Source organism: Advenella kashmirensis WT001 (genome assembly GCF_000219915.2).
Taxonomy (GTDB): domain Bacteria; phylum Pseudomonadota; class Gammaproteobacteria; order Burkholderiales; family Burkholderiaceae_B; genus Advenella; species Advenella kashmirensis.
In genome coordinates this window covers 1231810-1243546 of record NC_017964.1, presented here as the reverse complement: position 1 = coordinate 1243546, position 11737 = coordinate 1231810, and the positions used below count along the sequence as shown (strand labels likewise).

The 11737-nt window shown below is 56.8% G+C and carries 9 protein-coding genes and 1 pseudogene; 3 read left to right on the top strand and 7 right to left on the bottom strand.

Annotation, left to right across the window (positions count from 1 at the left end):
• Window positions 1-89: 89 nt before the first annotated feature.
• Complete coding sequence (gene gap / locus TKWG_RS05875) at window positions 90-1100, bottom strand: type I glyceraldehyde-3-phosphate dehydrogenase (protein WP_014749963.1); 1011 nt, start codon at window positions 1098-1100, stop codon at window positions 90-92.
• A gap of 16 nt (window positions 1101-1116) precedes the next feature.
• Window positions 1117-3170 (bottom strand): annotated as a pseudogene (gene tkt, locus TKWG_RS05870) (transketolase).
• A 101-nt stretch (window positions 3171-3271) separates the two neighbouring features.
• Here tkt and TKWG_RS05865 point away from each other — a divergent pair.
• On the top strand, window positions 3272-4075 hold the full coding sequence (locus tag TKWG_RS05865; protein ID WP_014749960.1) for a 16S rRNA (uracil(1498)-N(3))-methyltransferase: 804 nt from the start codon (window positions 3272-3274) through the stop codon (window positions 4073-4075).
• Window positions 4076-4113: 38 nt separating this feature from the next.
• Here the strand turns inward: TKWG_RS05865 and TKWG_RS05860 are convergent, their stop codons facing one another.
• From TKWG_RS05860 to TKWG_RS21195, 4 genes are all read right to left on the bottom strand, one after another.
• On the bottom strand, window positions 4114-4578 hold the full coding sequence (locus TKWG_RS05860; RefSeq protein ID WP_014749959.1) for an NUDIX hydrolase: 465 nt from the start codon (window positions 4576-4578) through the stop codon (window positions 4114-4116).
• Window positions 4579-4907: 329 nt separating this feature from the next.
• Window positions 4908-5375: a barstar family protein gene (locus TKWG_RS05855; protein ID WP_014749958.1), complete on the bottom strand. Its 468-nt coding sequence runs from the start codon at window positions 5373-5375 to the stop codon at window positions 4908-4910.
• Window positions 5372-6604: a patatin-like phospholipase family protein gene (locus TKWG_RS05850; protein ID WP_014749957.1), complete on the bottom strand. Its 1233-nt coding sequence runs from the start codon at window positions 6602-6604 to the stop codon at window positions 5372-5374. The genes TKWG_RS05855 and TKWG_RS05850 overlap by 4 nt, the downstream gene beginning before the upstream one ends.
• Before the next feature lie 278 nt (window positions 6605-6882).
• On the bottom strand, window positions 6883-7746 hold the full coding sequence (locus TKWG_RS21195) for a hypothetical protein (RefSeq protein ID WP_014749956.1): 864 nt from the start codon (window positions 7744-7746) through the stop codon (window positions 6883-6885).
• 199 nt (window positions 7747-7945) lie between these two features.
• On the opposite strand from TKWG_RS21195, the gene TKWG_RS05840 reads away from it, so the two are divergent.
• Window positions 7946-9100 (top strand): pyridoxal phosphate-dependent aminotransferase, encoded by a 1155-nt coding sequence (locus TKWG_RS05840; RefSeq protein WP_014749955.1) that lies wholly within the window; start codon window positions 7946-7948, stop codon window positions 9098-9100.
• A 57-nt stretch (window positions 9101-9157) separates the two neighbouring features.
• On the opposite strand, the gene TKWG_RS05835 is transcribed toward TKWG_RS05840, so the two are convergent.
• On the bottom strand, window positions 9158-10033 hold the full coding sequence (locus TKWG_RS05835) for a lytic transglycosylase domain-containing protein (RefSeq protein ID WP_014749954.1): 876 nt from the start codon (window positions 10031-10033) through the stop codon (window positions 9158-9160).
• A gap of 140 nt (window positions 10034-10173) precedes the next feature.
• Between TKWG_RS05835 and ubiD the strand changes: the two genes are divergently transcribed.
• Window positions 10174-11724 carry a 4-hydroxy-3-polyprenylbenzoate decarboxylase gene (gene ubiD / locus TKWG_RS05830; protein ID WP_014749953.1) on the top strand — a complete coding sequence of 517 codons (1551 nt, stop codon included), beginning with the start codon at window positions 10174-10176 and terminating at the stop codon, window positions 11722-11724.
• Window positions 11725-11737 lie beyond the last annotated feature (13 nt).

Here is an 11737-nt window from a genome sequence, read left to right as displayed (position 1 = left end):
TTGTCACTCCTTGGAGTTATTGTGAAAAACGGCACTGCCCGCCGAAGCGCGCAATGCCGTTTGCAATGTCCTTGACAGACACCAACCGATTACTTGGCAGACATCAAAGCTACCGTGGTATCGAGCATACGATTGGAGAAACCCCACTCGTTGTCGTACCAGGACGCCACTTTGACCAGTTTTCCAGATACTTTGGTTTGTGTCGCATCAAACGTGCTTGAAGCCGGATTGTGGTTGAAGTCTACTGAGACCAGCGGGGCTTCGTTGTAATCCAGGATGCCTTTGAGCGAACCTTCCGAGGCTTTTTTCAGAATGGCATTGACCTCTTCAACTGTCGTATCGCGTTTGGCAACAAAAGACAGATCGACAAGAGATACGTTGATTGTCGGAACGCGGACCGAATAGCCATCCAGCTTGCCGTTCAGTTCAGGCAGAACCAGACCTACCGCAGCGGCCGCACCGGTTTTGGTGGGGATCATGCTCATGGTGGCGGAACGGGCACGACGCAGGTCTTCGTGATAAACGTCAGTCAGCACCTGGTCATTGGTGTAGGCATGAATGGTTGTCATCAGGCCATTTTCCACACCCAGCGCTTCATGCAGCGGCTGCACCAGCGGAACCAGGCAGTTGGTGGTGCATGAGGCATTGGAAATGACGGTGTCGCTTGCCTTGAGCACTTGGTGGTTGACACCGTAAACAATGGTGGCGTCCACGTCTTTGCCGCCCGGAGCGGAAATAATGACCTTCTTGGCGCCGCCTTTGAGGTGGGCGCTGGCTTTTTCCTTGGAGGTGAAAAAGCCTGTACATTCCATGACGACGTCAACGTTCAGCTCGCCCCATGGCAGTTCTGCCGGATTGCGGTTAGCAAGGACACGGATCTTGTCACCATTGATTACCATGTAATCACCATCGACGGCGACAGTACCAGGGAAGCGGCCATGTGCAGTGTCATACTGAGTCAGGTGGGCATTGGTTTTGGGATCGCCCAGATCATTGATCGCGACGATTTCAATATCATGCTTTTTGCCACCTTCATAGTGAGCACGCAGTACATTACGGCCGATGCGGCCGTAGCCGTTAATTGCAACACGAATGGTCATTACATTCTCTCCTGTTTTATAAAACCTGTTTAACCCGGTTTGCCACGTTCTCCGCGGTAAACCCGAAATGCTTGAACAGTACGCCGGCAGGCGCTGATTCACCGTAGGTATCCAGGCCGACGGCGGCGCCGTTGCGACCGATATATTTGTACCAGCCGGAGGTGACGCCCGCCTCGACAGAGACAGCAGGCAAGGTCGGCGGGATCACGCTGTCGCGCCACTCGACGCTCTGGCGATCAAATACGGACGTGCTGGGCATGGATACGACACGGACGGGAATATTTTCCTGTGCAAGCAATGCCTGGGCTTCGAGTGCCAGGCCGACTTCGGAACCGGTAGCAATGATAACGGCTTGTGCCCCCTGTGCGTCACGCAAGACGTAACCACCTTTTTCTATTTGTTCGACGGTGGCGTTGTCGCGTTCAACAAAAGGCAGGTTCTGGCGCGATAAAAGCAAGGCACTGGGGCCGCCCTCCTGCACCTGCATGCCCACACTGACCGGACGCGATACGGCAGCCTTCCAGGCAATGGCCGTTTCCGTCGTGTCGCAGGGGCGCCAGACATCAAGATTGGGAATCAGGCGCAGACTGGCTGCATGCTCAACCGACTGGTGCGTGGGACCATCTTCGCCCAGACCGATGGAGTCGTGCGTAAAAATATGTACAACGCGCTGCTTCATCAGCGCGGCCATGCGGATGGCGTTGCGTGAATAATCTGAGAAAGTGAGGAACGTGCCGCCAAAAGGCAGATATCCACCGTGCAGGGCAATACCATTCATAATGGCTGCCATGCCAAACTCGCGCACGCCATAATTGATATGACGGCCGAAACGCAAATGGCCATCTGTACCGCAACGCACTGCGCCGGCACCTTTCCAGTCGGTAAAGACCGACCCGGTCAGGTCTGCCGAGCCGCCCAGCATTTCAGGCAGCATGTCGACCAGCGCCGTAATGGCAAACTGTGATGCCTTGCGCGATGCGACGGTTTCAGCCTTGCTGACCGTTTGCTGCAGGAATGCCGTGAATTTTTCAGCGAAGCCTTCAGGCATCTGACCGTTCATGCGGCGGGTAAATTCCTGGGCTTCCTGTGGGTAGTCTATGCTATAGAGCGCAAACTGTTTTTTCCAGTCGCGCTGAATCTGATCACCGCGTTCGCGCTGGTTCCAGCCGGCATAGACATCTTCGGAAATTTCAAAAGGCGGTAGCGTCCAGCCAATGGCTTCGCGCGTGGCGGCAATTTCCGCCGCGCCCAGCGGTGCGCCATGAACCTTGTCGCTACCCTGTAAATTAGGGGCGCCTTGCCGATTGTTGTCTTGCAGATAATGATTGTCGGACCGGAAGAACCACGTTGCGCCTGCTGCTTGGCTTTGGCGATGGCGTGGTCAACGGCAAACACATCGTGACCATCGACGCCACGAATCACATTCCAGCCGTAACCTTCAAAACGCTTGCCGGTATCATCGGCAAACCAGGGTTCAACCTTGCCGTCGATGGAAATACCATTATCGTCATACAGCACAATAAGCTTGGACAGTTTCAGGGTCCCGGCCAGCGAACACACTTCGTGGGAAATACCCTCCATCAGGCACCCATCGCCAACGAAGGCATAGGTGTAGTGGTCAACGATTTTGTGTTCGGGTTTGTTAAACTCCGCTGCCAGCAATTGCTCGGCCAGCGCAAAGCCTACCGCATTGGACAAACCCTGGCCCAGCGGGCCGGTCGTCGTTTCCACGCCGGGGGTGATGCCCACTTCGGGGTGTCCCGGTGTTTTGGAATGCAATTGGCGGAACTGGCGCAGCTCGTCAATAGGCAAATCATAGCCGGTTAAGTGCAGCAGCGCGTACAGCAGCATGGAGCCGTGGCCATTGGACAGCACAAAACGGTCCCGGTCAGCCCAGGCAGGATCTGCAGGGTTGTGGCGCAAGTGGCGCGTCCACAGCGCTTCGGCGATCTCGGCCATGCCCATGGGGGCGCCGGGGTGGCCGGAATTGGCCTGTTGCACGGCGTCCATGGCCAGCGCGCGGATTGCATTGGAAAGATGGGAATTCGATGTGGCGGCCGTGGTGGTCATGCGGATCCTGTAGAAATCACGGTTTAGTTACGATTAACCAGCGATTTTAACACTCCATGTTTTGTCCGTGACGCTCTCGCTAAATAAAGTAAAATTTAGCCATGCATACCCTACCCCGCTTCTATTGTCCGATACCGCTGCTGGCGCACACCCGTGTTACCCTGCCCGATGCCGCTGCACATCACGCTTCCCGTGCCCTGCGACTGCGCGAAGGCGATGCGATCGTACTCTTCAATGGCGATGGCACCCAATTTCCGGCACAACTGCGCTTTGAACAGGGACGCGCCATGGCCGATCTGGGCCCGCAACAGCATACCGGCACCGAGCTGCCAGGCAGAATCGGCCTGGTGCAAGGCCTGCCGTCGGGCGACAAAATGGACTGGATTATAGAGAAAGCAGCGGAACTGGGGATATCTGATGTGTTTCCAATCAGCGCGCAGCGCAGTATTGTGCAACTGTCGGGCAACCGGCTGGAAAAACGCCAGCTGCACTGGCAACGCATTGCGGAATCAGCCAGCGAGCAATCGGGTCGCAACTGTATTGTGCAGGTGCATCCGCTGCAGACGTTAAGCGCATATTTGCAACAGGCCAACGGGACGCTTGCCTATTTATGCCACCCCCAGGGCGAGCGTTCGCTTTTACAGGCACTGGCCACGCTGTCACAGGCCTCTTCAACGGCAGCGTCCAATACGCCGGAATCAAGCTTGAATTCGGGTACCACACCGCCAGACCCGCTCGCATTTCGTCTACTGATCGGGCCGGAAGGCGGGTGGTCGCCACAGGAACTTCACACCGTGCAAGCGACCGGCATCGAGGCCGTCACATTTGGCCCGCGCATTTTAAGAACGGAAACCGCCGGCCTTGCCATGACCGCAGCAGCCATCGCCACGCTTGGCTGGTTGTAGGCAACCACCTGCCGGATAAGGAAAGCCTGGTCAGCGATTCAGGCTGACGGGTGTGCCGCAGCACTATGGCGAAACAGCACTTCTTTAGGATATGGCAAAGCGAGTGTGGGCATTTGCGATCTCGAAAAATAGCGCAATGTGCCCTTCTGCCCATCCTGCGGTCCTGGCTGGCCCTCTGTCACACAATAAAACACAATGACGGTGTATTCCACCTCATCGCCATTGGGGTATATATAACGAAACGCCTTGCCGCCGAACACGTCCAGCAGCTGCGCCGAAAGCAGCTCAAGCCCTGTCTCCTGCCTGACTTGTCTGGCCAGCGCTTCCTGCGGCGACTCTGCCAGCTCGATAACACCTGCCGGCAGGCTCCACCCTTGAGACCCCTCTTTTTCCTGCAACAGGATCTGGTCATCCGCATTCAGAATAACGGCAGCCACATAAGGCATCTGGATAAGTTCATTGCCGATTTTTGCCCGCAGGTTCCATAAATAATCAGATAGCATAGGGGATCCTCCCGTTTATATGATCAGAAACTGGCGGGCATGGCATTAAGTGGTTGATATCACCCAACCCGGCATCACAACACTGGAGAGACATGCCCAAGACGGCGCATCTTGCGCGGCACCTTTTAGCGGCGCTATCTGCCTGCTGTAATATGATCGCCCAAGCCCTTGCATTAAACAGTTACGGTAGTCGGTCGCGGCAATTTGCTGCTCTATCCAGGCTGCTCTATTTAGCGCTACCCTCTTTAAGTTCCTCTGTATTCGTTACTTTGTTCGTTGGGCCCGTGCTCACTGGACAAGCATGCCCGCGACTCTATAACCGGCACACATTAATCGCTTTGCGCGTAAGGCCTGGGAGCACGCCCTGGCTCGGGCGCTTCATGCTTGCCTGCGTGCTCTACCAAGTAGGAAAAGACGCGACCATTATCGTCGCCATATTCCACGGTATCGTTAAGTACACCTTTGAGCGCATCGATATGCTCAAGGAGTGAATCGTCTTCTGAATGCAGACGGCGCAATGCGAGCACCATTCCGCCTTTCTGCTCAAGCAGTGTCTCGCCCAGGCAGTCGAGCAAGGCATCCATATTGCTGCCAAAAAACACCGGATAGTCTACTGCCTTGGCAATAGCACGTAGCACGGCCGAGCAACTGCGTGCCTTGTCGCAATCGGCCTCGAAATAGGCCAGGCCTGCTTTTTCAGCATGCGCTTTGAGTTCATCAAGACCAATGCTTTTTTCTTTTATGGCGCCACCCGTTTCCAGGACAGCTTTCAGTGGGGTAACTGTTTTTTTATTCATTGACCTCTCCATAAAAAAAACGCTTTGATTTCTTCCTGACGTGCCATCACGTCATTAAAGGCCAGTTCAATCAGCTCACCCGTGAAGGCTGATTCAAAGAGCAGGAATGAGGCAAGCAATCCGCCTGACTCTTTTTCGGGTCGTCCGGAAACGCCCAATACCCGTAAAAAGGCCCGAACCGACTTAGGCATGAAATTTAAATGCTTCAGGGCAATTTCGTCAATAGATTTACTCGGACTTATCGTTAAAACATCAATTTTTTTTACACCTGTGTTTAACTGTACACCAGGTGGTACAGATTCGAGTAGCGTATTGATACGACTGATGCGCTCCAGATCGATGGACAAGCCATCGATGAAGATGTCTGACAAGGCATGACCGCCAATTTGCGCCAGCGTCGGATATTGATCGCTTTGATGCACCGGATCCTCTTCTACCGGCGCATCGCCATGGGCACTGGTACTAATGACCAGTACCCTGTCGGCCCCTAAATGAATAGCCGGGCTGATGGGCGCCAGCTGGCGCATGGAACCATCGCCACACCACTCTTGCTTTTCTCCCAGCGCCAGGCGAGCCGCCGGGAACACGAACGGTATCGCACTGGACGCCATCAGATGGTCCAGCGCGATGGGTTCGGCAATGGCATAGCGACGGCGTCCCTTCCAGGCATCGAGCGGACCGCTGGACTGGTAGAACGTCAGATGATTGCCACTGGTATAGCTGGACGCCGTAATGGCCAACCCATGCAAATGACCGTTTTGTAAATTGCGCTGCAAATTGGGAAAGTCAATGCTTCTGCATAGCAGTTTGGCCAGCGGACGATTATCCAGCAGCGACTTGGGCGCATTATCGCGCAGCCCCTGCAGCGCCCAGCCGAACATCAGCATGCCCAGCCAGCGCATGCCGTTACCAAACACGCCCACCGGGTCGGAACGATAAACATTGCCTGTATGCAGGCTGCGCCAGATTTTTTCAAGCCGCTTGAGCGCCGCGTGCGGATGTGCGGCACGACAGGCATAGGCGGTCGCATTGATTGCGCCGGCTGACGAGCCGCAAACAATGGGAAACGGATTTCTGAAGCGTGCAGACTTGTTGGGATCGAGAATCGCCAGGACAGCCTGCAGTGCCCCCACCTGGTAGGCTGCCCGCGCTCCGCCCCCGGTCAGGACCAGGGCCGTCTGGGGACTGGAAGCGGCGTCAATGATGCCAGACAGGGACGGATCGTTCATTGGCGGCTACCCTTGTTGCAACCGCCAGGCTCATGGGACTCAAGAGCTTGGGCACGGAAATGATGATCCATTCTTATTCCTGAGAAATAGGGCGTTTCATGAGAAGTTTTCATGGCAAGTATGACGCGTGGCGCTCACCCGGACGATCAGTTCGGAGCGATCTGACAGCTATCATACGAAAAATCACCCGGGATTGCATCCGGTAATTCCGACACAGGCTTATCCCCTATTGCCACCGCCAGTCCGCTTCGCTTCACCCTGGCTGCGCCTGGTGGCGATCACCACCCGGCTTCACCCGACAGCAATTCATCCGGATAGACAAACAGCCCGCCCGGATCGAACAGGGCTTTGATATTGCCTTCTATGTGATGATGCACCCCGGCAGCAAAATCGCGATCGGCATCGCTCAGGACCGCATCAGTCACAATGGCGTTGTGCCGCATGCGGCGGATCACCAGCTCCTGGCACCAGATCAGTGTTCCGCCATGCCCCAGGAACAGCTGGGCCAGATTGATATCACCCAGCCGCGGCTTGAGCGCGTCCAGCCTGTAGGCCAGCGGCCAGCGGGGCATATCCGCACAACGGGCAATATCGGGATCGGATAGCTGTTCGAACAGAGATGGAATCAGCCGCTGCAGCGCCGGCAGGCGCAGTGGCGACTCGTCATTCACGCCAAAGCCGCCCAGCACGGCGGTCTGGCCATCGGCAAACAGGGCATGCACCCGCTCCAACCCGGAATTGGCAGTGCAACCGGGCCTGCAGTCGTGCCACTGCGGCATAGCCAGCCATTGCGCCAACGTGAGCTCAGGCGACACATGCGAGAACTGTTCGTAACCCAGCGTCTGCATATGCGCGACCGTTGTGCCCGGCAATGCCAGGCAGGCGTGTTCGCCCAGCGCCTCGGTACCACTCAATCGCGAACCGGCACTAACGATCAGGCAGGAACGGCCAATGATAGTGGCGGCAGTCGCCGTGCCTTCCAGCACCATTGCCACATCGTATTCCTGGCAAAGTTGCCTGAGCGCAGGCAGATCGTCCAGGTTCTGCAACACAATGCGCGCGCAATGATAGCCGTCCGTTTCCTGTTCTTCCATCAGGGCGCTTCCAGCGCCCGCTGTACCCGGCGGCAGAAGGCCGGCCACGGCCCTTCCTGAGGGCGTTTACTGAGAGTAAGGAAGCGACGACGATTCACATGCATGATCAATTGCAAAAGCCTTTGAGGCAACAGCGGCAAAACAGTCCGGCAAGGGGACGGATAACGTGCAGGCAGGCGTTTCCCGTTACAATAGGCGCTCACCACACGTATTCATTCTGATCTATTTTACCTTGCGCAGTTTCACCATGACCCGTTTTGCCCACCGAATTGACCAGGCTCTTACTTTTCACGCAATCGAGGTCACCAAGGCCGCCCAGCAACTGCGTGAACAAGGCCGGGATATTATCAGCCTTGGTATCGGGGAACCCGATTTTACGGCACCTCCCATCGTGGTCGATACGCTGGCCAGAGCGGCGCAAGCGGGCTTGAGCGGCTACAGTCCGGCCCTGGGCATCATGCCACTGCGCTCTGCCATTGCCGATTATTACAAAAGTCATTGGGGCGCGGAAGTGGACCCGGAGCGGATCATCATTACCGCAGGTGCTTCCGGCGCGCTATCGCTGGCCTGCATGACGCTACTCAATCCCGGTGACGAAATACTGATGCCGGATCCGGCCTATCCGGCCAATTCGAATTTCATCCTGTGCTCGGGAGCCACGCCGCGGCTGGTGCCCTGCACGGCGCAAGAACGCTTTCAGCTGTCGGCAGACAAGATCGCCGACCATTGGACTGATAAAACCCGAGGCGTGCTCATTGCCTCGCCCAGCAATCCGACCGGCACCTCCATCGAACGCGAGGAACTGGTCCGGATCATCCAGACCGTCAGGGAACGCGGCGGCGTGGTCATCATGGACGAAATCTATCTTGGCCTGTGCTATGACCGGGTACCGCGATCTGCGCTGACCCTGGATCCACAGATTGTCGTCATCAACAGTTTTTCCAAGTACTTTAATATGACCGGCTGGCGACTGGGCTGGATGGTTGTGCCCGAAGCCATGGTCGGGCCGGTCGAAAAACTCGCCGCCAGCCTGAACATTTGCCCGCCCACCCTCGCCCAGCACGCGGCCATTTCATGTTTTACCGAAGAGGCGCTGGCCATTTACGAGCACCGCCGTCTGGCTTTCATGGAGCGGCGCGACTTTCTGTTGCCGGCATTCGAGAAACTCGGTATCCATGTGCCGGTCAAGCCCGACGGCGCATTTTATATTTATGCCGATATCAGCCAGCACGGCATGACCAGCGATCAGTTCGCCCACAAACTGTTGCACGAAGCCGGTGTTGCGGTTGTTCCCGGGCTCGATTTCGGCCCTGCCTATGCGCAAAAAATGATCCGCGTCTCATACGCGACTGCGCTGGACAGGCTGCGCGAAACCATTGACCGGCTGCAAAAGATTCTGTAGCGCCCTGCAGGAAGCTACGCCGGCCGGTTGCCGGCGGCCGCGTGTCCCGGCCCCTGTCTATTGATATTTGCCCAGGTTACGCTTGAGCGCAATGCCCGATTCCAGCGCGATGCGACGCCGCTCTGCCTGCACCTTTTCGGCATAGCCGCCATCATTGGGGCCAATGGCACCCACGTAGCAGCCCAGCCCCCGATCCACGGAACCGCGTCGCGCGATGCAATCGTGAAGAATTTTTGCGCCCACCTGAATGTTGGCTACGGGATTGAGCGCGGACAATACGCCGCCATGAAACACATCGAATTTCTCGGCATGCACCTTGGGCATCACCTGCATCAATCCCTGCGCACCCACATGGCTTTCGGCGAATGGATTGTAGCGTGACTCGATTGCGATGACGCCCAGCATTAGGATCGGATCCAGCTGCTGCTTTTCGGCGACCGAATAGACCACACGGATCAGCGCGCCGGTCACGTTGCGGGCGATTCTGAACTTGCGCGCAACATACTCGCGCAACGCCAGCGCCTGACTGTTGCTCAGGCCTGGAACGGTGAACTGGCTGTCTGAAATCCCAAGATTGGCAAAAAAGCCCTCGTCCGTGTAATCGAGCTCTCTGGTCAGCGCCGCGTTATGCTGCTGCTCCGGTGATGCCGCCGGCGGCGGCACCAAGTCGCCGGTGCGCACATGGGGCGAATTGAAGATGGTCAGCAGGTCCTTATCGGACATGACCGTGCTGTCGGGCATCAGCGCATTCAACGATGCCTGGTGAATGACTCTGATCTGGTCGCGGATGGCTGGCAAAAGCGCTGCCGCCAGCACGGCAACAAGCACGGCGATCCCCAGATAGGAGACCATCAGATGGATAATATCGAGCACAGTCCGATAGACGGAGCCGAAATAACGGGAAGCAACAGGACGGGTTGTCGCAGAATTCATGTATGACAAGGACCGGATCGCCCCAAGCAAGGTCCGGAGAGATTTGAGGAAATTTACTATACCCCAGTTTTGGCTGGCCCGCACCCTTGCCTGCCTTTCTCCTATAATGCACTATCTGAGTCATCAATAGGCTGTCTATCGTGAAATATGCGGATCTGCGGGATTTTCTGAAGCAACTGGAAAAGCGGAATAATCTCAAATCCATTCAAGTGCCGGTACAAACCCGGTTGGAAATGACCGAAATCAGTGACCGGGTGCTGCGTGCCGGTGGCCCGGCGTTGCGTTTCGAACAGCCCCTGCACCTGGGGCGCACATCGGACATGCCGGTACTGACTAATTTGTTTGGCACCCCGGAACGCGTGGCCTGGGGCATGGGCGCCGAATCAGTCAGTGCCCTGCGCGATACGGGCACACTGCTGGCCAGCCTGCGCGAGCCCGAAGCGCCCAAAGGCATTCGCGAAGCTATCGGTACCGTATCCATGCTCAAGTCTGCACTCTGGGACATGGCGCCGAAAATGCAACGCCATGCAGCGTGCCAGGAAATTATCTGGGAAAAAGACGAGGTCGACTTATCACGCCTGCCAATCCAGCTGTGCTGGCCTGGCGATATCGCCCCGCTGATCACCTGGGGTCTGGTGATCACCCGCGGGCCCAATGCCAAACGCCAGAATCTGGGGATTTACCGACAGCAAGTCATTGGCAGAAACAAAGTTATCATGCGCTGGTTATCCCATCGTGGCGGCGCACTGGACTTTCGCGATCACGCCCTTGCCCATCCGGACCAGCCCTTCCCCATTTCCGTGGCGCTGGGCGCCGATCCGGCCACCATTCTGGGGGCGGTCACACCGGTGCCCGACAGCCTGTCCGAATACCAGTTCGCGGGACTGCTGCGCGGCTCGCGCACCGAACTGGTCAAGTCAATAGGCAATACGCTTTCGGTGCCTGCTTCTGCAGAGATCGTACTTGAGGGGCATATTCTGCCGGCGAACCACCCCGACGCCATCACACCAGACCCCGTGGCAGGCACGACAGTCCCGCGCGGCAACGGATTCGAAATGGCGCTCGAAGGCCCTTATGGCGACCATACAGGTTATTACAACGAACAGGACTGGTTTCCGGTATTCACCATTGACCGCATCACCATGCGCAATAAGCCGATTTATCACAGCACCTATACCGGCAAACCGCCAGACGAGCCTGCCGTCCTGGGCGTGGCGCTCAATGAAGTATTTGTACCACTGCTGCAAAAACAGCTCCCCGAGATTGTTGACTTCTATCTGCCGCCCGAAGGCTGCAGCTATCGCCTGGCAGTCGTCTCCATCCGCAAGCAATACGCGGGCCACGCCAAGCGTGTCATGTTCGGCGTATGGAGTATCCTGCGCCAGTTCATGTATACCAAATTCATTGTTGTTGTCGATGATGATATCGACGCGCGCGACTGGAAGGAAGTGATCTGGGCCATGACCACGCGTATGGATCCGGTGCGCGATACGGTACTGGTGGAAAACACGCCAATCGATTATCTGGACTTTGCTTCACCCGAGTCCGGACTGGGCGGAAAGATGGGCATGGATGCCACCAACAAATGGCCGGGGGAAACGCATCGCGAATGGGGAACGCCCATTGCCATGGATCAGGACGTCAGGCTCAGGATCGACGCTCTGTGGCAGGATCTTGGTCTTGATACGTAAAGGTGCCATGATC

Excerpts from the sequence above, each read along its gene's own strand:
- TKWG_RS05860 (WP_014749959.1), bottom strand. The coding sequence starts at position 4,578 with ATGCTATCTGATTATTTATGGAACCTGCGGGCAAAAATCGGCAATGAA.
- TKWG_RS05850 (WP_014749957.1), bottom strand. The coding sequence starts at position 6,604 with ATGAACGATCCGTCCCTGTCTGGCATCATTGACGCCGCTTCCAGTCCC.
- TKWG_RS05840 (WP_014749955.1), top strand. The coding sequence starts at position 7,946 with ATGACCCGTTTTGCCCACCGAATTGACCAGGCTCTTACTTTTCACGCA.
- TKWG_RS05835 (WP_014749954.1), bottom strand. The coding sequence starts at position 10,033 with ATGAATTCTGCGACAACCCGTCCTGTTGCTTCCCGTTATTTCGGCTCC.
- gap (WP_014749963.1), bottom strand. The coding sequence starts at position 1,100 with ATGACCATTCGTGTTGCAATTAACGGCTACGGCCGCATCGGCCGTAAT.
- TKWG_RS05865 (WP_014749960.1), top strand. The coding sequence starts at position 3,272 with ATGCATACCCTACCCCGCTTCTATTGTCCGATACCGCTGCTGGCGCAC.
- TKWG_RS05855 (WP_014749958.1), bottom strand. The coding sequence starts at position 5,375 with ATGAATAAAAAAACAGTTACCCCACTGAAAGCTGTCCTGGAAACGGGT.